The following is a 21,725-nucleotide window of genomic DNA, read 5'->3' on the forward strand; positions in this document are numbered from 1 at the left end:
GGGGCGCCCGCACCGGAACGTGCGCCAGTGCCGCGGCAGGCAATGTTCGCCCGTCAAGGAGCAGCGTCATGGGGGCACCTCCCGCTCTGGGTCCCCCCCGCTCAAGCGGAGCCGAGAGTGGGGGGAGAAGCCGAGAGTGGGGGAGCGTGCTCTGGGGGTCCCCCCTGCTCGAAGAGCTTGGGGGAGTGCCGGACGGAAGCCCTCGTACTGGACGTACTCGGGCTTTCGTCTGGCGCGGCGAGTGGGGGTCCCCCCTGCTCGAAGAACTTGGGGGAGTGTGCCGGGCGTCGCGACGGGGCGAACGTCGCCTGCCGCGGCACTAGCCGCAGCAGTCCGGATCCAGGCCCGGAGGCAGGAGTTCGCCCCCGAAGACCGCGCAGGTCGGCTCGTCGCCACCGAGTGCCGCCACCGCCAGCAGGAGTGAACCCGCCGTCCAGGTGGTGAGTTCCCGGGGCCAGATCGCCTGGTCCTCGAAGACGTAGCCGGTCCAGTACAGACCGGTCTCCGCATCGCGCAGGTGCTGGATCGACTGGAGGATCTCCAGCGCGCGGTCGGACTCGCCCACCGCCCACAGCGCCAGGGCGAGTTCGGCCGACTCGCCGCCGGTCACCCATGGGTTGGGGACGACACAGCGCACACCGAGACCGGGCACCACGAAGCGGTCCCAGTCGGCCTCGATGCGCTCCTTCGCTTCACTGCCGGTGAGTGCGCCGCCGAGCACCGGGTAGTACCAGTCCATCGAGTAGCGGTCCTTGTCCAGGAACCGCTCGGGGTGCCGGCGTATCGCGTGCTGCAGCGCGCCCACCGCCAACTCCCAGTCGGGCTGCGGCTCTTCGCGCTGCTCGGCGATGGCCAGCGCACAGCGCAGCGCGTGGTGGATCGAGGAGCAGCCGGTCAGCAGCGCGTCCGCTGTGTCCGTGCCGTCGTCCTCTCGTTTCCAGCCGATCTGCCCGCCGGCCTGCTGCAGGAGCAGCACGAACTCCACGGCCGCGTACACCGTCGGCCACATCCGGTCCAGGAACGTGTCGTCACCGGTGGCCAGGTAGTGGTGCCACACCCCGACGGCCGCATAGGCCACGAAGTTGGTCTCGCGGCCGCGGTCGGTGACCTCCTCCGGGTTCCCGTCGGCGTACGCCGCGTACCACGAGCCGTCCTCGTTCTGGTGCCGTGCCAGCCAGTGGTACGCCCGCTCGGCCGCCGTGTGCTCCCCGGCCGCGTCCAGCGCCATGGCCGCCTCGACGTGGTCCCACGGGTCGAGGTGGTGCCCACGGAACCACGGTATGGCGCCGTCCTCCCGCTGTACGGCGAGGATCCCGCGAACGGTCGCGGCGGCCTGCTCGGCGGTGAGGACCCCGGGCAGCACGAGATGATCGGTCCGGGGGGTGGTCACGCGGCGTCCGCCTCGGGGAGACGGGGCTGGTGGGGCTTGGTCGCGTACGCCACGAAGCTCTTGCCGATGAGCGGGTTCAGCGCCTGCTCGGCCACCCGGGTGGCGAGCGGCTTCTTCATGATGTCCCAGACCAGGAGCTTGTGGTACGCGCGCACCGGCAGCACCTTGTCGTTGTCGACGCCGAAGGCGCACTTCAGCCACCAGTACGGCGAGTGCAGCGCGTGCGCGTGGTGCGTGCCGTACGGCCGCAGCCCGGCCTCCCGCATCTTCGCCAGCAGTTCGTCCGCCTTGTAGATGCGGATGTGGCCGCCCTCGACCTCGTGGTAGGCGTCGGACAAGGTCCAGCAGACCTTCTCGGGGCCGTAGCGCGGGACGGTGATGGCGATGCGACCGCCCGGCTTGAGCACACGGACCATCTCGGCAAGGACACCCTTGTCGTCCGGGATGTGCTCCATGACCTCGGAGATGATCACCACGTCGAAGGAGTCGTCGGGGAAGGGCAGCGCGAGGGCGTCGCCCTCCATGGCGGTCGCGGTGGCGCCCGCCGGTGCCTCACCCGCCTCCTTCATCGCCGCGAACCACTTGGCGACCTCGCGGATCTCCTCGCCGTTCCGGTCGAGGGCCACGACCTGCGCACCGCGCCGGTAGCACTCGAACGCGTGCCGGCCGGCACCACAGCCGAGGTCCAGGACACGGTCGCCCGGGGCGAGCGGGAACCGGGAGAAGTCGACGGTCAGCACGTGGCCCTGCTTTCGGGATCGGGGACGACGATTTCTTCGGCGGCGACTGCTTCGTGGTCCGCGGGTGCGGCACTTACCGGGGCCGTGGCGGGGGTCCCTCCGGAAGGGCGGAGCCGGGCGCGGGCACCGGTGCCCGCCGTGGAGCCGGCGACCGCCTCCCGGTACCGGGCCACCGTTCCCTCGGCGGCGCGGGCCCACGTGAAGTGGCGCAGCACCCGCTCCCGCCCGGCCGCACCGAGCCGTACCCGCAGCTCCGGGTCGCCCAGCAGCCGGCTCAACCCGGCGGCCAGCGCCCCGGCGTCGCCCGGCGGCACCGCCAGGCAGGTCTCGCCGTCCGGCCCGGCCACCTCCGGTATGGCACCGCCGGTCGTGGCCACCAGCGGCGTACCGGTCGCCATCGCCTCCGCCGCAGGCAGTGAGAACCCCTCGTACAGCGACGGCACGCACGCCACCTCGGCCGAGCGCACCAGATCGACCAGCTCCGCGTCGGAGATGCCCTTGACGAACTCGACGGCGCCTTCCAGCCCGTACCGCTCCATCGCCTGCGCGACCGGGCCTTCCTGCGGCCGCTTGCCGACGACGACGAGATGCGCCCCGGGGTGCTCGGTCCGTACCTTCGCGAGCGCCTCGATCAGGTACACCAGGCCCTTGAGCGGTACGTCCGCGCTGGACGTCGTCACGATCCGGCCCGGCACCTGAGGCACCGACGGGTCCGGCGAGAAGAGGCCGGTGTCGGCGCCGATGTGCACCACATGGACACGGTTCTGGGAGACACCCAGGTGATCCACGATCTCCTGGCGGGACGACCCCGAGACGGTGAGGACCGACGGCAGCCGGCGCGCCACCCGCTTCTGCATGCGCGTGAACGCGTACCAGCGCCGTACGGACGCCCGCCGCTGCCAGTTCTGAGCCGCGTCAAGCTCCAACTGCCGGTCCACGGTGATGGGGTGGTGGATGGTGGTCACCAGCGGTGCACCGACATCGCCCAACAGGCCGTATCCGAGCGTCTGGTTGTCGTGCACGATGTCGAAGTCGCCGCGACGGGCGCGCAGATGACGGCGGGCGCGCAGCGAGAACGTCAGCGGCTCGGGGAAACCTCCGGTCCACATCGTGGCGACCTCGAGGGTGTCGATCCAGTCCCGGTACTCCTCGCGCCCAGGGGTGCGAAAGGGGTCGGGCTGGCGGTACAGGTCGAGGCTGGGCAGCTCGGTGAGGGACAGCCCCTCCAGGTCCTCACCCTCGTCGAGCACCGGGTACGGCTGCGCGCCGATGACCTCGACGCGGTGGCCGAGCCGGACCAGCTCGCGCGAGAGGTGCCGTACGTACACACCCTGACCGCCGCAGAAGGGGTTTCCCTTGTAGGTGAGGAGCGCGATGCGCAACGGGCGGACTCCCCCGAGTTCCCGGCCTCGCTCGAACAGGGAGGGACCCCCACCGGCGGCCTGGCCCTCCTGGGGACCCGCCTCACTGCCCTCAGCGGTCACTCTCGGCCCCTTCTCCCTGCCGTTCCCGCGAGATTACGCCGGGACGATAATCTAGAACAAGTTTCAGACTTGATCGTTCAGAGGCTCCGAATCTACCGGCAGGTAAGGGAACCACGAGCGGGGGATCGGGTGATTCGCGCCACGGAGCAGGCCCCTGCCATGCTGTCTGATCATTCACCCTCACCGACCGTCACGGAACAACGGAACGGGACCCATGCCTGCGGAAGCCAAGGCGCCAGCCAGTACCGCGAGGGCGGCGGGGCAGCCGGCCTCGCCCCCGCTCACCGAGCGCCAGGAGGCGCGCCGCCGCCGGATCCTGCACGCGAGCGCGCAACTGGCCGGCCGGGGCGGTTTCGACGCGGTGCAGATGCGCGAGGTCGCCGAGTCCTCGCAGGTCGCCCTGGGCACGCTGTACCGCTACTTCCCGTCGAAGGTGCACCTTCTGGTCGCGACGATGCAGGACCAGCTGGAGCACATGCACGACACCCTCAGGAAGAAGCCGCCGGCGGGACAGACGGCGGCGGAGCGGGTGGCGGAGACCTTGATGCGGGCCTTCCGCGCACTGCAGCGCGAGCCGCAGCTGGCCGATGCCATGGTCCGCGCCCTGACCTTCGCGGACCGCAGCGTCTCCCCCGAGGTGGACCAGGTCTCCCGCCAGACCACGACGATCATCCTGGACGCGATGGGCCTGGAGGATCCGACCCCGGACCAGCTGTCGGCGGTCCGCGTGATCGAGCACACCTGGCACTCGGCCCTGATCACCTGGCTCTCCGGGCGCGCCTCCATCGCCCAGGTCAAGGTCGACCTCGAGACGGTGTGCCGACTGATCGACCTGACGGGGCCGCGAGAGCGGGACTAGACGGGGCCGGACAGGACCCGTCGGCGCCGTGCGGGCACAAAAATGACCTACGAGACGGGTTTGGGTGACCTTCTGGTCTTTCGACCTTCCAGCCCCTCGGCCGACCTTTGTCGGCCCCAGCGGAAACCGAAGTTTCACGCTAAAGTCGGCACTTTCCGGTCAAGTTTCCTTGCTCGCCTCGTAGGCGAATTTCAGGATATCTCTCCCGTTGCAGGATAGAAACCCCCTGTTTCATGATTTTTTGGACACTTCCGGCAGAAGCCCCGGTCATCAGTGGGCACTGAAGCGGGCCGGAGTCAGTCCTGGCCCGCGGAGCGGTGACTCAGCAGATCCCCGGGCCGACAGTCCAGCACTTCACAGAGCCGTGTGAGGGTCGTGAAGCGGATCGCCTCGGCTCGCCCGTTCTTGAGAATCGAAAGATTCACATGGGTGACGCCGACTCGGGCCCCAAGTTCGGCAAGCGTCATCCCCGCTCCTCCAGCAACCGGTCGAGGTGCACCTGGATGGCGTGGCTTTCCTCTGCTTCGGCTGCCATCAGACCGTCCCGTCGAGGTCTTCACGCATGGCGAAGCCGACTCGCATGACTCTGACCGGCCGTGTCCGTGCGCCGCCCGCCTTCGTCCTGCGGGCGGACGAGGGAAGTGCGACGGGGATCAGAGCAGCGCTCGTATCAAGTCCTCTGCTTCCCCAAGGACTTCGACCTCCCGCCCTGTCATGGTCGGGTTCGCCGCACGCCGGGCGCGCGCCTTGGCCAGGCCCGCCTCCGTGAGGGCCGACGCCCCCTCCTGCCCCGCGAGCATCGCGGCCAGCAGCTCGCGTACGCCCGCCACCTGGGGTTCGCCGAGCAGAGCGACCTGGGCGAGGATCACCGCGGACATGCCCCAGTCGAGGCCGGGCGAGCCCTCCTCGGCGGTGGCCCAGTCGATGACCTTCGGACCGTCGGCGGTCATGATCACGTTCAGCGGGTGCAGATCGAGGTGGAGGACGCTGACGGCCGGGTCGGCGAAGCGGCGGGCGGGCAGCGCGTGCAGGTCGCGCAGCAGCCGCGCGAGCATCGCCCCGCCCTCCTGCGGGCTGAGCCGCCCCTCCAGGAGCGCCTCCCCCATCGTCGGGCCCGTCAGCCGCTCCATGACGAGGTCGCTGCGCGTCGCGGACCGTACGCCGGGGACCGGATAGCCGTGGCCCCGGACGTGGTCCATCACCACCGCCTCGGCGGCCGCGTCACCGTACGGGTCCCGGTAGCGCCGCAGCACCCACGTCCCGTCGATCTCGTACACATCGGCCATGCGCCCGGACCCGAGCAATCTCCCCGTTGTCATGACCGGATCGTATCTGCGCCAGTACGCATGGGGCCCGTCCCGCACAGGCGGCTCCTGGATGCGTCCGTACGGGCCGGTAGAGTGTGCGCGTCGTCATCACACCTGAACGAGGGGAAGCCGGTGCAATTCCGGCGCTGACCCGCAACCGTGTGCCGCCTCACGGCGGTGAGCCGGATCGCCTCGCACAGGACATGACCGGCTCATGCCACCGGCAGCCCGCCGGCGGCAGGCACCGTCGAGGCATGCGGGGCCGGAGCCGCCCGGTTGCCACCGTGTGCCCGTGCGCCCCGGCCTCCCACAGGGAGAGGCATCCGCCGATCATGATCGTTCGCCGCACCGCAGCGGTACTGGCCGCCATAGCCGTGATCGGTGGCGCCCCCGCACCGGCCGCCCTCGCCGCCTCCCCGTCCCCTTCCCCGGCTCTCCCCTCCGAGCTGTACGGCAGCACGGACCCCACTTACGACGGCGTCTGGCGCCAGTCGTTCGCACTGCTCGCCCAGCACACGGCCGGTGTGCGGCCGGCCGCGAAGGCCGTGGACTGGCTCACCGGACAGCAGTGCGCGAACGGCGCCTTCGCCCCCTACCGTGCCGACCCGAAGGCCGCGTGCGACGCGAAGACTCCCGTCGACACCAACAGCACCGCGGCGGCCGTCCAGGCGCTGGCAGCGCTCGGCGGGCACGACGCCCAGACCGGCAAGGCCGTCTCCTGGCTGAAGTCCGTGCAGAACGAGGACGGCGGCTGGGGCTTCACCGCGGGCGGCGCGAGCGACACGAACTCCACGTCCGCGGTCATCGGAGCACTGTCCGCCGCCGGCGGGGCATCGGCACCGCAGGAGGCGAAGTCCGCGAAGGGCCACTCGCCGTACGACGCGCTGGTGAAGCTGTCGATCCCCTGCGACCGGAAGGACGGCGGCGCGTTTGCCTACCAGCCGGACAAGAAGGGCGAGTTGGCGGCGAACGCGGACGCGACTGCCGCGGGTGTCGTAGCCGCACTGGGCAAGGGCTTCGTGGCCGGTCCCGGCAAGGAGGCCGGGAGCGCCGCGTGCGCCGGCGGCGACAAGCTCACCCCCGCCGACGCGGCGCACAACGGTGCCGTCCACCTCGCCGGGGCCCTGAAGAAGACCCCCTACCTGGAGACCGCGCTGCCGGGCGCGAAGCCTCAGCCCGACTACGGCAACACGGCGGACGCGGTCGTCGCCCTCGCCGCGACGGGGTCCCCGTCCGCCGCGCAGCGCCCGCTCGAATGGCTGGAGAAGAACGCCGCCGACTGGGCCGCGAAGTCCGGACCAGCCGCATACGCCCAGCTGATCTTCGCGGCGCACGCGACGGACACCGATCCCCACAACTTCGGCGGCGTGGACCTCGTCGAGAAGCTCAACGCGACGGGCCCGGCCCCGCAGACGGCCGAGAAGACCAAGAAGACCGACGAGACCCACAAGAAGTCCGACTCCGGCTTCGGCGTCTGGTGGTACGTCGGCGTCTTCGTGGTCGCCGGCATCGGCATCGGCTTCCTGCTGTCCGGCCGCTCCAGGAAGCAGCAGCCGTGATCCGCCGCGGTACGGCCGTCCTGGCCCTGGCCCTGCTGGTCCTCTTCACCGGCGGCCAGGCGCATGCCACCGGCTACCGGTACTGGTCCTTCTGGGAGCGCCAGGGCCAGGCGTGGACGTACGCCACCCAGGGCCCCTCCATGGCGCGCCCGGCCGACGGGGACGTCCAGGGGTTCCGGTTCGCGGTCAGCGAGGACTCGCAGCGGGCCACGAAGCCGCGCGGCGCGGCGGACTTCGCCGCGATCTGCGCGAAGACGCCCGCGCTGGCCGGTGAGAAGCGGGTGGCGCTCGTCCTCGACTTCGGCACGACGGCGGACGCCTCTCCGGGCGAGACCCCGCCCGCCCCGCGCACGGTCTGCGCCCGGATCGCCGAGAACGCCACGACCGCGGACGCGCTGGCGGCGGTGGCCCCGCCGCTGCGCTACGACACCAACGCCCTGCTGTGCGCGATAGCGGGCTACCCGCAGAAGGGGTGCGCCGAACAGGTACGTCAGGACGCCGCGCCGAGCAAGCCGCACCACACCCCGTCGGTGGGCGTACTGGCGGGCGCCGTCGTCGTGGCCGCCCTGGGCGCGGGCGCGATATGGCAGGCGCGCCGCCGCAGGAGCTGACCATGGCACCCCGATCCCGCCGCGGCGGGCCGACCGTGCACCCGGGCGCCTGGTGGCTGTGGGCGCTCGGCCTCGGCACCGCCGCCACCCGCACCACCAACCCGCTGCTGCTCGGCCTGCTCGTGGCCGTGTCCGCCTACGTGGTCGCGGCCCGTCGCACCGCCGCCCCGTGGTCCCGTTCCTACGCGGCCTTCGTCAAGCTCGGCCTCGCCGTCCTCGTCATCCGGCTCGTGTTCGCCGTGGTCCTCGGCTCCCCGATCCCCGGCACCCACATCGTCGTCACCCTTCCCGAGGTCCCCCTCCCCCACTGGGCCCAGGGCATCCGTATCGGCGGCCAGGTCACCGCGGAGGGCCTTGTCTTCGCCCTGTACGACGGTCTGAAGCTGGCCACCCTGCTCATCTGCGTCGGCGCCGCGAACGCCCTCGCGAACCCCGCCCGGCTCCTCAAGTCCCTTCCGGGCGCCCTGTACGAGACGGGTGTCGCCGTCGTCGTCGCGCTCACCTTCGCCCCGCATCTGATCGCCGACGTCCAGCGCCTGCGCGCCGCGCGCCGGCTGCGTGGCCGGCCCGACCGGGGCCTGCGCGGTCTGCTGCAGGTCGGACTCCCGGTCCTGGAGGGCGCGTTGGAGCGCTCGGTCGCCCTCGCCGCCGCGATGGACGCGCGCGGCTTCGGCCGCACCGCCGATGTTCCGCCCGCCGTCCGCCGTACCACCACCGCCCTCACGCTGAGCGGTCTGCTCGGTGTCTGCGCAGGCACCTACGGACTGCTGACCGCGGAAGGCGGCGTCTACGGGCTGCCCCTGCTGCTCAGCGGGCTGGCCGCCGCCCTCGCCGGGCTGCGGCTCGGCGGGCGCCGCTCGCCGCGCACCCGCTACCGCCCGGACGTATGGGGCGCACGGGCCTGGATGGTCGCCGGTTCGGGTATCGCGACGGCGGCGCTGCTGGCCGTCTGCGCCGCGTACGACCCCGCCGCCCTGCGCCCCGGCGTCGTCCCCCTGACCGCCCCGACGCTCCCCCTGCTCCCCGCGGCGGCGGTGCTGCTCGGTCTGCTGCCCGCGTTCGTCACCTCCGCCCCCGAGGAGTCCGCGTGATCCGTTTCGAGAACGTCTCGGTGACGTACGACGGGGCGTACGAACCCGCCGTCCAGGACATCGACTTCACCGTCCCGGAGGGTGAACTGACGCTGCTCGTCGGCCCGTCCGGGACCGGCAAGTCGACGGTGCTCGGCGCGGTGAGCGGACTGGTCCCGCACTTCACGGGCGGCACCCTGCGCGGCCGTGTCACGGTGGCCGGACGCGACACCCGTACACACAAACCGCGTGAACTCGCCGACGTGGTGGGCACGGTCGGGCAGGACCCGCTGTCCCACTTTGTGACGGACACGGTCGAGGACGAACTCGCCTACGGCATGGAGTCGTTGGGGCTCGCTCCGGATGTCATGCGGCGGCGGGTGGAGGAGACCCTGGACCTGCTGGGACTGAACGAGCTGAGGGACCGGCCGATCGCCACCCTCTCCGGCGGCCAGCAGCAGCGCGTCGCGATCGGCTCGGTGCTCACCCCGCACCCGAAGGTCCTCGTCCTCGACGAGCCGACGTCCGCGCTGGACCCGGCGGCGGCCGAGGAGGTCCTCGCCGTGCTGCAACGGCTCGTCCACGACCTCGGCACGACCGTCCTGATGGCCGAACACCGACTGGAACGGGTCGTCCACTACGCCGACCGGGTCGTCCTGCTCCCCTCCTCCGGCGCCCGCCCGGTCCTGGGCACCCCGCCGGAGGTGATGGCCGTCTCCCCGGTGTACCCGCCGGTGGTGGATCTGGGCCGGCTGGCCGGCTGGTCGCCGCTGCCCCTGACCATCCGCGACGCCCGCCGCAGCGCGGGCGAGCTGCGCGAGCGCCTCGCGGACATCGCACCCGTGAACGGCCGCCTCCCGCACGGGGACACGAGCCCGCGCAAGGACCCGAACCCACGCCCCGAAGTCCCGGCCCCGCGCCGCTTCCTGCGCCGACGCACCACGCGCACCGCCCCGGACACCTCAACCCCCCACCCCGCGGCGGCCGTCACCGCCCTCGCCGTCCACCGCGACCGCGTCGAGGCCCTGCGTCACGTCGAGCTCACCGTGACCCCGGGCGAGACCGTCGCCCTCATGGGACGCAACGGCGCCGGGAAGTCCACGCTGCTCGCCGCGCTCGTCGGGCTCGTGGAACCGACCCGCGGCTCGGTGCGGGTCGGCGGCGCGGTGCCGCACCGCGCGGCACCGCGCGACCTGGTGCAACGAGTGGGCCTCGTCCCGCAGGAACCACGGGACCTGCTGTACGCGGACACGGTGGCCGCCGAGTGCGCCGCGGCCGACCGGGACGCGGGTGCCGCCGAGGGCAGCTGCCGGGCCCTGGTGTCCGAACTGCTGCCGGGCGTCGGGGACGACACGCATCCCCGGGACCTGTCGGAAGGGCAGCGGTTGGCGCTGGCCCTGGCCGTCGTACTGACGGCCAGGCCCCCGCTGCTGCTCCTGGACGAGCCCACGCGCGGCCTCGACTACGCGGCCAAGGCCCGTCTGGTCTCCATATTGCGCGCTCTCGCCGCCGAGGGGCACGCCATCGTGCTGGCCACCCACGACGTCGAGTTGGCCGCCGAGATCGCCCACCGCGTGGTGGTCCTCGCGGACGGCGAGGTCGTCGCCGACGGCCCCACCGCCGACGTGGTGGTCGCGTCCCCGTCGTTCGCACCTCAGGTGACCAAGGTCCTGGCCCCGCAGCGATGGCTCACGGTCTCCCAGGTCCGGGAGGCGCTGTCGTCATGACATCCCCTCAGCCGCGGCCTGTGCCGGTCCGTCTCGGCCCCCGCTCCCTGGCCGCCCTCGCCCTGGTCAGCGCGGTCGGCGTCATCGGCTTCACCTGGCCCCTGTTCGCCGACCCCTCCTCGCAGCTCGGCGCGCACGCGCAGGACGCGCCCTGGCTGTTCGCCGGGCTGCTCGTGCTGCTCGTCGCCGTCGTGGCCGCGACGATCGCCGAGTCGGGGCTCGGACCGAAGGCCGTGGCCATGCTCGGCGTGCTCGCCGCGACCGGCGCGGCCCTGCGGCCCATCGGTGCCGGGACCGCCGGCCTCGAGCCGATGTTCTTCCTGCTGGTGCTGAGCGGGCGGGTGCTCGGGCCGGGCTTCGGGTTCGTGCTCGGTGCCGTGACCATGTTCGCGTCCGCGCTGCTGACGGGCGGGGTCGGGCCATGGCTGCCGTTCCAGATGCTGGCCATGGGGTGGTTCACGCTGGGGGCGGGACTGCTGCCGGGACCGGGACGGCTGCGGGGCCGCGGCGAGGTGGCGATGCTCACGGGATACGGGTTCCTGGCCTCGTTCGCCTACGGCACGGTCATGAACCTGGCCGGCTGGCCCTTCATGGACGCGCTCGCCTCGAACGCCGCCTACGACCCGCACGCCGACCTCGCCACCAACCTCACCCGCTTCCTCGCCTACTGCCTGGCCACCTCGCTGGGCTGGGACCTGGGCCGGGCCACCGTCACGGTCGTCCTGACGTTCTTCCTCGGCCCGCCGGTCCTCAGGGCACTGCGCCGGGCGACCCGGAGGGCAGCCTTCGAGAGCCCGGTCACGTTCGAGGCGGGTTAGGGTGCGGCGCGGGTCACACCGCCCCCTCCCGGTCCGTATCGCCCTCGTCGGCTCTGCGTGACGCCGTCCGTGAGGAGCCCCACGTGGCCGCCGTCACCTACGAGGCTCGGCCGTAGGCCGAATGCCTGACATGCGCGCGCCGATCAGGCCCGCGACCTGCACATCGAGAGCCAGGTCACACAGGCGAGTTGCGGGACGAATGCGACCACAACTAATAATACGGGTCATTGCAGACACCCCCGGCCGCCTGCTTCTCTGGATCCCGTCGCCAGGCACCGACCGGCCCACCCGGGTCGCGGCGCCGACGCACACCCACTACGTATCGCGTGGTTCCGGTAGGCCGGCGACCCCTTGTCCCCGACGAAAAGGTGTTCTGTGTCCGTCTCCGTCATCCGCCGCATCGCTTCCCCGAAGAAGGCCATCGCCACCGCCGCCGTCGTCACCGCCGCCGCCGGTATGGCGCTCACCGCGGCGCCCGCTCATGCCGCCACCCCTACTTCGGACCCCGCCTCCGCCCAGGCGATAGCGCGACAGATGATCAAGGACCCCGCGCAGTACGAGGCGTTCCACAAGATCGTCTCGCATGAGAGCGGCTGGAACGTCCACGCCACCAACGCCTCCTCCGGCGCGTACGGCCTGGTTCAGGCACTGCCCGCGCACAAGATGTCGTCCGCCGGTTCCGACTGGAGGACCAACCCGGCCACCCAGATCAAGTGGGGCCTGGACTACATGAACTCCCGCTACGGCAGCCCCGCCGCGGCCTGGAACTTCTGGTCCACCCACCACTGGTACTGATCGAACCGAGCGCACTGATCCGCGAAGGCGGCGACCCCGACCCGGGGTCGCCGCCTTCGGCGTGCTTCAGCCGGTCAGGCACTCGAACACGGCGGGCTGTTGGGCGTACCCGTCCGCCACCTCCACCCGGATCCCCACCGAAGTGCGGTCGGCGAGCAGGCTGGTGCAAGTCGTCGACCCCATAGGGGAGTCAGGGATCGCACGCCACGATATCGGTCACTTCGGACCCAGGGGCGTACTCGGCGTGCCGCAGCTCCATGAACTCCATCACGGCGGGGATGCCGGCCAGCAGCGGGTGGGGGGCTTTGCTCGCTCCACGCTCTTCAGCCTCGGCAAAGAGGTTCGGCAGGGGGCACGCCGTCAAGGAGTTGTCGACCATCCTTTTCCTTCACGTGCCATGCAGTGCACACCGAGCGGTCGAGGACTGAGCGGAGCACGATGAAGTGCCGGCCACGAGACGTCTCGACGGCCGCCGCCAGTTGTGGAGGCTGCGCGCCCAACTGCGCGAGGTAGCCTTCGGCGTATTCGTCCCCGACGGTGTCGTCGTCGAACAGGTCCTGGAAGGCGTCGGTATCCTTCCTGGCGACATCGCGCTGGACGGCATCGCGCAGCGCTTTCAGGCTTGATGCACCCTTCGGGGGCTCAGTCGCGATCAAGTAGCTGACCACCCCGATGCAAGCGGTCACTCCGACCAACAGCGCGACAGAGGCTGCCCGCTTCTTCCACGGCTTCCGCTTCTCCTGCTGAGAACGCACAGGGCTCCTTTTCAACGCGGTACCCCGGGACTGACTTTGATCCGCGGAGTCTGGCGCTCGGCACCAGACTCGCACAGCGATCACCTGCCCAGTTCATCCAACCCCGTCCGGCACCGGTGAGGCACCCGATACCGGAAACACCAGCAGGCCAGAGAATCTGTTCACCGGCTTCGTCACCACAAGCAGTGTCCCGACCAGGCGCGTCAGTCGGCGCAGATCGCCGTCACGCTCACCGAGGCGGAGATGTTCATGCAGGCCGTCACGCCGGTGGCCGACCTGCGGTGCAGGCGGAGGTCGACGGCCATTACCCGGGCATCTGCCGGATGTGGACCCGGACACGGTCGCGTTCAAGGCCCTGGGGCAAAACTACGTCGATGACGCGCAGTGGCTCGCGGTCCACGACCATGTCGCTGCCGGCTTGGCCGAATACCGGTGGGACGCCATGGCCGCCTACGCCGATGCCCGGCTGAGCTGACCGACCACCACTTGCCGGCGGCTGCAGACCCCGGCAACCTCGCACCTTCCACCCGGCTCCCGTCCTTCCACCCGAGTCGGGCAATCCCTACGGCGCCTCCCACGTGGCCGGCGACGGCCCGCCCAGTGAGGTGAACCTGCAGGCGGCCCGCTACCAGGCCGGACGCGTCGTCGAGACCACGGCCGCGCTCAAGGCCGGCCGCGCCGCCTCCGCCCGCGCGTGATGCGGGCCGGGCCCCGGTCTGAGCGACCGGGGCCCGAGCACGATCACGCCGCATCACCCGCGACCTGGGCCCGTGCCCGGATCAGCTCGACGTGCGGTCCCTCACCGACACCGGCGCACTGGCGGCCTCGGCATCGACGGCGGTCGCCGCCACCACCCGGGCGCGCGGCCCCTGGAGCAGATAGGTCAGGCCGAAGCCCGCGACGACGACAATCGCGCCGCCGACCGCGTCCAGCACCCAGTGGTTGCCGGTCGCCACGATCGCCGAGACCGTGAAGAAGGGGTGCAGCAGGCCGAGCGCCTTCATCCACCACTTGGGCGCGAGGATCGCGATGGCCAGACCGCACCACAGGGACCAGCCGAAGTGCAGCGAGGGCATCGCCGCGTACTGGTTCGTCAGCGCGGTCAGCGTGCCGTAGTCCGGCTTGGAGAAGTCCTGCACGCCGTGCACGGTGTCGATCACGCCGAGGTGCGGCATCAGGCGCGGCGGGGCGAGCGGGTAGAGCCAGAAGCCGACGAGTGCGAGCAGGGTGGCGAAGCCGAGCGACGAGCGTGCCCACCGGTAGTCGACCGGGCGGCGCCAGTAGAGCAGGCCGAGGACGGTCAGCGGGACCACGAAGTGGAAGGACTCGTAGTAGAAGTCGAAGAAGTCCCGCAGCCAACCGACCTTGACGACAGCGTGGTTGGCCCAGTGCTCGATGTCGATGTGCAGGAAGCGTTCGATCGAGAGGATCTGGTCGCCGTGCTGCTCGGCGGTGGCCCGGCCCGCCGAGTTGCTGTCACCGGTCGCCGCGAGCCGGATCTTGGAGTAGGCGGCGTAGGTGACCCGGATCAGCAGCAGTTCGAGCAGCAGGTTGGGGCGGGTGAGGGTCCGGCGCAGGAACGGCAGGAGCGGGACGTGCTTCCAACGGGTGGGGACGGGCCGCGCGTACTCCGTGGGGACCGGGCTCCGGTAGTGCGGGGAGGTGCGGGACAGGAACGGTACGAAGGTGGCGGCGGCGAGGGCCGCCAGCAGGACCAGGTTGTCGCGCAGCGGATAGAGCGCCGCCATGTCCGGCAGCATCATCTTCGCGGGGAGCGTCATCACGAGTACGACGGCGACCGGCCACACGTACCGGTCCGAGGCCCTGGTGCCCACCCGGCCGACCACCGCGAGCAGCACCCACAGCAGCTGGTGCTGCCAGCTCGTGGGCGACACGGCGACCGCGACGCACCCGGTGACCGCGACGGCGAGCAGCAGCTGACCGTCGTGCGCGTACCGGATCGCGCGGCGCAGCCCGAGGGCCGCGACGGCGGCGGCCAGCGCGAAGAACAGGCCGATCTCCAGCGGGCCGGACAGGCCCAGCCGGAGCAGGGCGCCGTGCAGGGACTGGTTGCCGTGGTCGTCCGCCTTGCCGCCCAGGCCGACGCCCGCCAGGTGGTGCACCCAGTAGGTGTACGAGTCGTGCGGCATCGCGGCCCAGGCGAGCGCGGTGCACACCGCGAAGGCGCCGGCGGCGGAGACGGCGGCACGGCGGCGGCCGGTGAACCACAGCAGCGGCGCGAACAGCAGTACGGTCGGCTGGAGCGCGGCTCCGATGCCGATGAGTACTCCGCTGGTCCGCTCCCCGCGCACGGTGAAGCACCCGAGCAGCACGAGCAGGACCGGGATGATGCTGGTCTGGCCGAGGGAGAGGGTGTTGCGCACCGGCAGCGACAGCATCATCAGGCTGATCGCGACGGGCGCGGCCAGCAGTGAGCTGCGCCGGGTCGCCGGCTGCGGCAGGGCGCGGGCGACGATCAGGCCGAGCGCGACGACGAGCAGCAACGTGCCGAAGGTCCAGCCCCAGCCGAGTGCCTGCTCGGCCGCCCGGGTGAGCGGTTTGAGGACAAGCCCGCCGAACGGGGTGCCGGTGAACCGCGTCGAGTCGTACAGCGACCCTTCCACGTGCAGGACACCGTGCGGGCCGACCCAGGTCTCCAGGTCCGTCAGCCGCTCACCCCGGGGCGTGCTCAGGACGACGGCGAACTGCCCTACCGCCAGAACGGCGGCGATCAGCCAGAGGCCGACGCGGGCCGCCTTCAGCCGTGCCTTCGCCTGCTCCGCAGCCCCCGCCCCGAAGGCACTGCCCACCTGCCCACTGTGCTCGATGTTCGCCACGCCCCGTCGGCCCTCCCGCCCCGTTCATCCCGTGCGTCCCGCCGTGTGTCCGCCCGAACCCTACGAGGTCCGCGGCACCCCCACGGTGAGACGCAGGCAACCCCCTCTTCACCTGAGGTCCGCCCTGCTATTTGTCCGAATGACGATAGTGCGCGCACCGCCCGGTTCCAGCCTCGGGGGGCGAGAAGGGTCACAATCGAGACGGTTCGCGGCGGCTTGCGACGGGTCCGTCGCGCCTGCACAGACCCCATTTGCGCGCTCTGTGCGGTGAGTCGACTACCGAACGTTATGGCGGCAACTGCCCCTATGGTCGCATTGGCCCGCCTGCCATGGCGGTCCGCCGGTCCGCCGCACGGCGGCGGGCCCTGCCCCTGTCCCCGTCGAAAGGCAGGCGAGCGGTACCTTGCCGACCGTCCCTCCACTCGCAGCACCCGACACCCACCGGAACCCGGCCCCCGAGAAGGCCACCGTCACCGACCCCGCTCTGGTCAGGCGCGCCGTGAAAGCCGCCGCGCTCGGCAACGCGATGGAGTGGTTCGACTTCGGCGTCTACAGCTACATCGCGGTGACGCTGGGCAAGGTCTTCTTCCCGTCCGGCAACCCCACCGCACAGATGCTGTCCACCTTCGGCGCCTTCGCCGCGGCCTTCCTGGTCCGCCCGCTGGGCGGCATGGTCTTCGGCCCGCTCGGCGACCGTGTCGGGCGGCAGAAGGTCCTGGCGCTGACGATGATCATGATGGCGGCGGGCACGTTCGCGATCGGCCTGATCCCGTCGTACGCGGCGATCGGTGTCGGGGCGCCCATCCTGCTGCTGGCGGCCCGACTGGTGCAGGGATTCTCGACGGGCGGCGAGTACGCGGGCGCGTCCACGTTCATCGCCGAGTACGCGCCGGACAAGAAGCGCGGCTTCTTCGGCAGCTGGCTGGAGTTCGGCACGCTCGCCGGATACATCGGCGGCGCGGGCCTGGTCACCCTGATGACCGCGCTGCTGTCCTCCGAGGACCTGGTGGCCTGGGGCTGGCGGATCCCGTTCCTGATCGCGGGCCCGATGGGCATCATCGGCCTCTACCTGCGGATGCGGCTGGAGGAGACCCCGGCGTTCGCGGCGCAGGTCAAGAAGGCCGAGAAGGCCGAGGCCGAGCGCCCGAAGGTGCCGCTGCGCGAGATGATCACCGGGCAGTGGAGGGCTCTGCTGCTCTGCATGGGCCTGGTGCTCGTCTTCAACGTCACCGACTACATGCTGCTGTCGTACATGCCGACCTATCTGACCGGCGAGCTGAAGTACGACGAGACGCACGGGCTGCTGGTCGTGCTCGGCGTGATGGCGCTCATGATGATCGTGCAGCCTTTCGCGGGCGCGCTGACCGACCGTGTCGGCCGCCGCCCGGTGATCGCCGCGGGCTGCGCGGGCTTCCTGCTCCTGTCGGTCCCCGCGCTGCTGCTGATCCGTCAGGGCAGCCTGCTCGCCGTCGCGCTCGGCATGGGCGCACTGGGTCTGCTGCTCGTCTGCTTCACCGCGTCGATGCCGGCCGCGCTCCCGGCCCTCTTCCCGACCCGCGTGCGCTACGGCTCGCTCTCCATCGGCTTCAACGTCTCCGTGTCGCTGTTCGGCGGCACGACCCCGCTGGTGGTCACGGCGCTGATCGGCGCGACCGGGAACATGATGATGCCCGCCTACTACATGATGGCGGCGGCCGTGATCGGTGGCGTCGCGGTGTGGTTCATGGCGGAGTCGGCGGGCTGCCCGCTGCCGGGGTCGGCACCCTCGCTCGAACGCGCGGAGCGCTGAGCCGTACCAGCAGCGAGCTCAGGCCGCGTGGACCTCGTGGTAGAAGCCCACGTTGACGCTGCGCGGAGCGGTGCGGTCCTGGATCACCAGCTCACCGGAGCCGCCCGGCGCGAGCCTGGCCGTACCGCCGTACGGCAGGGGCTGGGCCATGGGGAGCCCGGCCAGGGTCAGCAGCACCTCGGACGGGGGCTCGGCGTGGGAGCCGCGCAGCCAGGTGACCTGCCAGCTGCCGTCGGGACCACACAGGAACTCCAGGTGGACGCGGGAGACGAACAGCCAGTCGTCGGGGGACGCCAGCCGGCACACGGCCCGGTCCCGGCCCACCCGCAGCACGGTGCCCGGGTCGCTGGGCGCGTCGGCCATCAGCATGCCGGCCGTCGCCCCGGCATCCTCCGCAGAGACCGTGGCCATGGTGAGTTCGAGCACGTGCGCTCCTCCTGAATACGGCGGTCGAGTGTCGTGTGGGCAAGCCCGATGGGCGTACTGCGGCGGCATGATAGTGCGACCCATCTCGGCCGTATGTGACGTCCGGCACAATGGATCCATGACCGAGCGCAAGCCACCGGGCGTCAGCTTCGAGTCCTACGTCGACAAGCAGATCCGAGACGCCGAGGCACGCGGGGAGTTCGAGAACCTCCCGGGCGCGGGCCGACCGGTGCCGGCCGTCGCGGAGACGGAATACGACGAGCTGTGGTGGATCAAGCGGAAGATGGCCCGCGAGGGGTTCGCCGTCCTGCCGCCGACGCTGGCCCTGCGCAAGGAGGCGGAGGACACGCTGGCGGCCGCCGCCGCGGCTCCGTCCGAGCGGGTGGTGCGACACCTGGTCGAGGAACTCAACGTGAAGATCCGCGACATGATGTTCAAACCGCCCCCGGGGCCGCCGCTGGGCCTGAAGCCGTACGACGTCGAGGAGATCGTCCGCCGGTGGCGCGAGCGCCGGGCGGGCTGAGGCGCCGCGCTCGCCGGAACGCAAATGGGGTTGCGGGCCTGCCCGGCGTGTCTCGACGATGTCCGCCATGACTTGGACCGTGGCTCGAGAGCCCCATGACTCGCCGGTCGCAGCCGCGCTGTGGCGTGCGTACTACACGGAGGTCAGCGACCGCTGGTACCTGCTCCACGAGAACCACGCGACCGCCCCCGACGAGCTGGAGCGTGAGATCGCCGCCGACACCGGCGACTATCTGGCACCGCCCACCGGAGCCCTGTTCGTGGTCCGCTACGCGGGCGAGCCCGCGGGAACCGCGGGTGTACGGCTGCTGGACCCGGCGACGGCCGAGCTCAAGCGGGTATTCCTGCGCAAGGAACTGCGCGGCCGGGGCGGCGCCCCGCTCCTGGTGTCCGCCGCCGAGGACGCGGCCCGCGCGCTGGGCGCCGAACGCATCGTCCTGGACACCCGCCACGACCTGGTGGAGTCCCGCTCCCTGTACAGCCGTCTGGGTTACCAGGAGACCGAGCCGTACAACAGCAACATGTACTCCGAGCGCTGGTTCGCGAAGCGACTCGTCTAGTACCCCAACAGGCAACGTTCGCCCCGTCGCGACGCCCGGCACGCTCCCCCAAGCTCTTCGAGCAGGGGGTACCCCCACTCGCCGCACCGGCCGAAAACCCGAGTACGTCCAGTACGAGGGCTTCCGGCCGGCACGCCGGTGGGGGCACCGCCCGCGCGAGCGAAGCCGAGCGTGGGGGAACGCACCGGACGCCGCTCCTTGACGGGCAAACGTTGCCTGCCGGGGCACCCTAGCGGCGACTCGTTCAGAGGCGGACTCCTCTCGCGGCCCTTCTAGAGGGGCCGCTCCCGGCGGACCGGCCGTGCGGGCGGGCCGCCGCGCGGGCGCTCCGCGTTCGAGCCGCACAACTCGGTGTTCAGGACCTGGACCAGCTTGCTCAGGTCGGTCGGGCGGTCCGGGCCCCACCAGTCGCCGAGCAGTTCGGCCAGGGACTCCTCGCGGGCCCTGGCCAGGCGCTCGGCGGTCTCGCGGCCCTGCTCGGTGAGGACGAGTTCGATTCCCTCGCGCACCGCCAGGCGCCTCTCCTCCACCTGCCGCGCGGCACCGATGATGACGGTCAGCGGGACGGTGCTGCGCTCGGCGAGCACCCCCGGCTCGGCCCGGCCGTATTTCTTGATCCGCAGCAGCAGCCAGCTCGCCGCGGGCAGCAGGTCGTACCCGGCCCGCCGGGTGATCTTCTCGTAGATCTCGCGCCGCCCCTCCCGCACGCTGAGTACGGACAGCGCCCGGCACACCTCGTCGTACGAAGAGCGCTGTACCGGGTTGCTCGCCAGCGTCTCCGTGCCGTCCGGTGCCGTCACCGAGCCGCGCAGCATGTCCTCGCGCAGGAACCACGCCAGTACGAAGCCGAGGAGGGCGACCGGGGCGGCGTACAGGAAGACGTCGGTGATGGAGGAGGCGAACGCGTGCAGGACGGCGGGCCGTACATCGGCCGGGAGCGTCGTGACACCCCGCGGGTCGGACTTCAAGGTGTCGGCGGAGACACCCGGTGGGAGCGGCCGGCCGGCCAGCACCGCGCTGAGCTGGCCGGCGAGGCGGCCCGCGAAGATCGTGCCGAAGACGGCCACACCGAACGAGGCGCCGATGGACCGGAAGAAGGTGGCGCCGGAGGTGGCGACGCCGAGGTCCTCATAGCCGACCGCGTTCTGCACGATCAGCACCAGGACCTGCATGACCAGGCCGAGGCCCAGTCCGAAGATGAAGAAGCAGACGCTCATCGCGGTCGTGCTGCTGTGCTCGTCCAGCCGGTGCAGCAGGAGCAGCCCGACGGTGGTGATGCCGGTGCCCGTGACGGGGAACACCTTCCAGCGGCCGGTGCTGCTGACGATCTGGCCGGAGCCGGTGGACGACAACAGCATCCCGACCACCATCGGCAGCATGTGCACGCCGGACAGGGTCGGGGTGATGCCGTGGACGATCTGCAGGAACGTCGGCAGGTAGGTCATCCCGCCGAACATCGCGAAGCCGACGATGAAGCTGATGACCGCGGAGAGCGTGAAGGTGCGCACCCTGAAGAGCCTCAGGGGGAGGACGGGTTCGGCCGCCCGGCGTTCGACCGCCAGAAAGGCCGCCAGCAGGACGGCGCCGACCACCAGACCGGCGATCTGCGGCGAACTCCAGCCCCAGGTCGTGCCCCCGAGGGAGGCCACCAGGACCAGACAGGTGGCGACGGAGGCGATGAGGAAGGTGCCGAGGTAGTCGATGACGTGCCGTTGTTCGGACTTCCTCGGGATGCTCAGCACCATCGCGATCACGAGGAGGGCGACGATACCGACGGGCAGGTTGACGTAGAAGACCCAGCGCCAGCTCAGGTGCTCGGTGAACAGGCCCCCCAGCAGCGGCCCGAGCACGCTGGTCGTCCCGAAGACGGCGCCGAAGAGTCCCTGGTAGCGGCCGCGCTCCCGGGGCGAGACGATGTCGCCGACGATCGCCATCGACAGCACCATGAGCCCGCCGCCGCCGAGGCCCTGAAGGGCGCGGAAGGCGATGAGCTCGGGCATGTTCCGCGCCATGCCGCACAGCGCGGAGCCGACCAGGAAGATCACGATCGCGGCCTGGTACAGGTTCTTACGGCCGTACTGGTCACCGAGCTTGCCCCACAGGGGGGTCGCGGCGGTCGATGCGAGCAGATACGCGGTGACCACCCACGACAGATGTTGGAGACCGCCGAGGTCACTGACGATGGTCGGCAACGCGGTCGACACGATCGTCTGGTCGAGTGCCGCAAGCAGCATGCCCAGCAGCAGTGCGCCGATGGAGACGAGGACGCTGCCGTGCATGCTCTCCGCCGCAGGCGCGCCGCGGAGCCCGGCGGCCGCACCGGAAGTGGGGCCCGCGCCCGCCGCCGGTACCGCTGCCTCACCCGCCCTCTCCTGTGCGTCACCGGTCATCAAGACCTCCTGTGGACGGTCGTACGGCGTCCGTGAACCTGGAACCCAGACATCACGGTCCGTATCGTCCTCAGGTTCTCGTGCAT

At 71.3% G+C, this 21,725-nt stretch carries 19 protein-coding genes and 1 pseudogene; 11 read left to right on the forward strand and 9 right to left on the reverse strand.

Annotation, left to right across the window (positions count from 1 at the left end; translation table 11 throughout):
- Positions 1–319 precede the first annotated feature (319 nt).
- Genes BIV24_RS26930 through BIV24_RS26940 form a run of 3 tightly spaced genes read right to left on the reverse strand, consistent with a single transcriptional unit; the run spans position 320 to position 3,614 of the window.
- Complete coding sequence (locus BIV24_RS26930) at positions 320–1,390, reverse strand: prenyltransferase/squalene oxidase repeat-containing protein (RefSeq protein WP_071369061.1); 1,071 nt, start codon at positions 1,388–1,390, stop codon at positions 320–322.
- Positions 1,387–2,130 carry a class I SAM-dependent methyltransferase gene (locus BIV24_RS26935; RefSeq protein ID WP_071369062.1) on the reverse strand — a complete coding sequence of 248 codons (744 nt, stop codon included), beginning with the start codon at positions 2,128–2,130 and terminating at the stop codon, positions 1,387–1,389. The genes BIV24_RS26930 and BIV24_RS26935 overlap by 4 nt, the downstream gene beginning before the upstream one ends.
- Positions 2,124–3,614 carry a glycosyltransferase family 4 protein gene (locus BIV24_RS26940; protein ID WP_071369063.1) on the reverse strand — a complete coding sequence of 497 codons (1,491 nt, stop codon included), beginning with the start codon at positions 3,612–3,614 and terminating at the stop codon, positions 2,124–2,126. Before BIV24_RS26940 ends, BIV24_RS26935 begins: the two co-directional genes overlap by 7 nt.
- 214 nt (positions 3,615–3,828) lie before the next feature.
- On the opposite strand from BIV24_RS26940, the gene BIV24_RS26945 reads away from it, so the two are divergent.
- Entirely contained in the window at positions 3,829–4,473 is a 645-nt protein-coding gene (locus BIV24_RS26945; protein WP_071369064.1) for a TetR family transcriptional regulator, read from the forward strand.
- A gap of 296 nt (positions 4,474–4,769) precedes the next feature.
- On the opposite strand, the pseudogene BIV24_RS26950 reads toward BIV24_RS26945, so the two are convergent.
- Both BIV24_RS26950 and BIV24_RS26955 read right to left on the reverse strand, forming a co-directional pair.
- A pseudogene (locus tag BIV24_RS26950) lies at positions 4,770–5,008 on the reverse strand (helix-turn-helix domain-containing protein).
- 118 nt (positions 5,009–5,126) lie between these two features.
- Entirely contained in the window at positions 5,127–5,792 is a 666-nt protein-coding gene (locus BIV24_RS26955) for a phosphotransferase (protein WP_071369116.1), read from the reverse strand.
- Positions 5,793–6,112: 320 nt separating this feature from the next.
- On the opposite strand from BIV24_RS26955, the gene BIV24_RS26960 reads away from it, so the two are divergent.
- The 6 genes from BIV24_RS26960 to BIV24_RS26985 all read left to right on the forward strand — a co-directional run bounded on the left by BIV24_RS26960 (position 6,113) and on the right by BIV24_RS26985 (position 12,360).
- Positions 6,113–7,339 carry an SCO2321 family membrane protein gene (locus BIV24_RS26960; RefSeq protein ID WP_071369065.1) on the forward strand — a complete coding sequence of 409 codons (1,227 nt, stop codon included), beginning with the start codon at positions 6,113–6,115 and terminating at the stop codon, positions 7,337–7,339.
- Entirely contained in the window at positions 7,336–7,950 is a 615-nt protein-coding gene (locus BIV24_RS26965) for an SCO2322 family protein (protein ID WP_071369066.1), read from the forward strand. Before BIV24_RS26960 ends, BIV24_RS26965 begins: the two co-directional genes overlap by 4 nt.
- 2 nt (positions 7,951–7,952) lie before the next feature.
- Entirely contained in the window at positions 7,953–9,041 is a 1,089-nt protein-coding gene (locus BIV24_RS26970) for a CbiQ family ECF transporter T component (RefSeq protein ID WP_071369067.1), read from the forward strand.
- Entirely contained in the window at positions 9,038–10,747 is a 1,710-nt protein-coding gene (locus BIV24_RS26975; RefSeq protein ID WP_071369068.1) for an ABC transporter ATP-binding protein, read from the forward strand. Before BIV24_RS26970 ends, BIV24_RS26975 begins: the two co-directional genes overlap by 4 nt.
- Positions 10,744–11,565 (forward strand): ECF transporter S component, encoded by an 822-nt coding sequence (locus BIV24_RS26980; RefSeq protein WP_071369069.1) that lies wholly within the window; start codon positions 10,744–10,746, stop codon positions 11,563–11,565. Before BIV24_RS26975 ends, BIV24_RS26980 begins: the two co-directional genes overlap by 4 nt.
- Before the next feature lie 375 nt (positions 11,566–11,940).
- Positions 11,941–12,360: an aggregation-promoting factor C-terminal-like domain-containing protein gene (locus tag BIV24_RS26985; RefSeq protein ID WP_071369070.1), complete on the forward strand. Its 420-nt coding sequence runs from the start codon at positions 11,941–11,943 to the stop codon at positions 12,358–12,360.
- A gap of 323 nt (positions 12,361–12,683) precedes the next feature.
- On the opposite strand, the gene BIV24_RS33990 is transcribed toward BIV24_RS26985, so the two are convergent.
- Entirely contained in the window at positions 12,684–13,115 is a 432-nt protein-coding gene (locus BIV24_RS33990) for a hypothetical protein (RefSeq protein ID WP_143064670.1), read from the reverse strand.
- Between the two features lie 325 nt (positions 13,116–13,440).
- Between BIV24_RS33990 and BIV24_RS34600 the strand changes: the two genes are divergently transcribed.
- Entirely contained in the window at positions 13,441–13,590 is a 150-nt protein-coding gene (locus BIV24_RS34600; RefSeq protein ID WP_177198834.1) for a TipAS antibiotic-recognition domain-containing protein, read from the forward strand.
- Between the two features lie 304 nt (positions 13,591–13,894).
- Here BIV24_RS34600 and BIV24_RS27000 read toward each other — a convergent pair whose 3' ends face one another.
- Positions 13,895–15,952, reverse strand: coding sequence for a bifunctional glycosyltransferase 87/phosphatase PAP2 family protein (locus BIV24_RS27000; protein WP_071369073.1), 2,058 nt, complete (start codon positions 15,950–15,952; stop codon positions 13,895–13,897).
- A 403-nt stretch (positions 15,953–16,355) separates the two neighbouring features.
- Here BIV24_RS27000 and proP point away from each other — a divergent pair, with 403 nt between their 5' ends.
- Positions 16,356–17,741 carry a glycine betaine/L-proline transporter ProP gene (gene proP / locus BIV24_RS27005; protein ID WP_071369074.1) on the forward strand — a complete coding sequence of 462 codons (1,386 nt, stop codon included), beginning with the start codon at positions 16,356–16,358 and terminating at the stop codon, positions 17,739–17,741.
- Between the two features lie 18 nt (positions 17,742–17,759).
- On the opposite strand, the gene BIV24_RS27010 is transcribed toward proP, so the two are convergent.
- Positions 17,760–18,167 (reverse strand): FHA domain-containing protein, encoded by a 408-nt coding sequence (locus BIV24_RS27010; RefSeq protein WP_071369075.1) that lies wholly within the window; start codon positions 18,165–18,167, stop codon positions 17,760–17,762.
- A 118-nt stretch (positions 18,168–18,285) separates the two neighbouring features.
- Here BIV24_RS27010 and BIV24_RS27015 point away from each other — a divergent pair, with 118 nt between their 5' ends.
- Together BIV24_RS27015 and BIV24_RS27020 are read left to right on the forward strand one after the other, a co-directional pair.
- Positions 18,286–18,690, forward strand: coding sequence for a DnaJ family domain-containing protein (locus BIV24_RS27015; RefSeq protein ID WP_071369076.1), 405 nt, complete (start codon positions 18,286–18,288; stop codon positions 18,688–18,690).
- Between the two features lie 67 nt (positions 18,691–18,757).
- Positions 18,758–19,249: a GNAT family N-acetyltransferase gene (locus tag BIV24_RS27020; RefSeq protein WP_071369077.1), complete on the forward strand. Its 492-nt coding sequence runs from the start codon at positions 18,758–18,760 to the stop codon at positions 19,247–19,249.
- Positions 19,250–19,521: 272 nt separating this feature from the next.
- Here BIV24_RS27020 and BIV24_RS27025 read toward each other — a convergent pair whose 3' ends face one another.
- A complete protein-coding gene (locus tag BIV24_RS27025) occupies positions 19,522–21,639 on the reverse strand; it encodes an MDR family MFS transporter (protein ID WP_071369078.1) in 2,118 nt (705 codons plus the stop codon).
- Between the last annotated feature and the right edge of the window lie 86 nt (positions 21,640–21,725).

Origin of the sequence: Streptomyces colonosanans (assembly GCF_001866645.1) — a bacterium.
Lineage (GTDB): Bacteria > Actinomycetota > Actinomycetes > Streptomycetales > Streptomycetaceae > Streptomyces > Streptomyces colonosanans.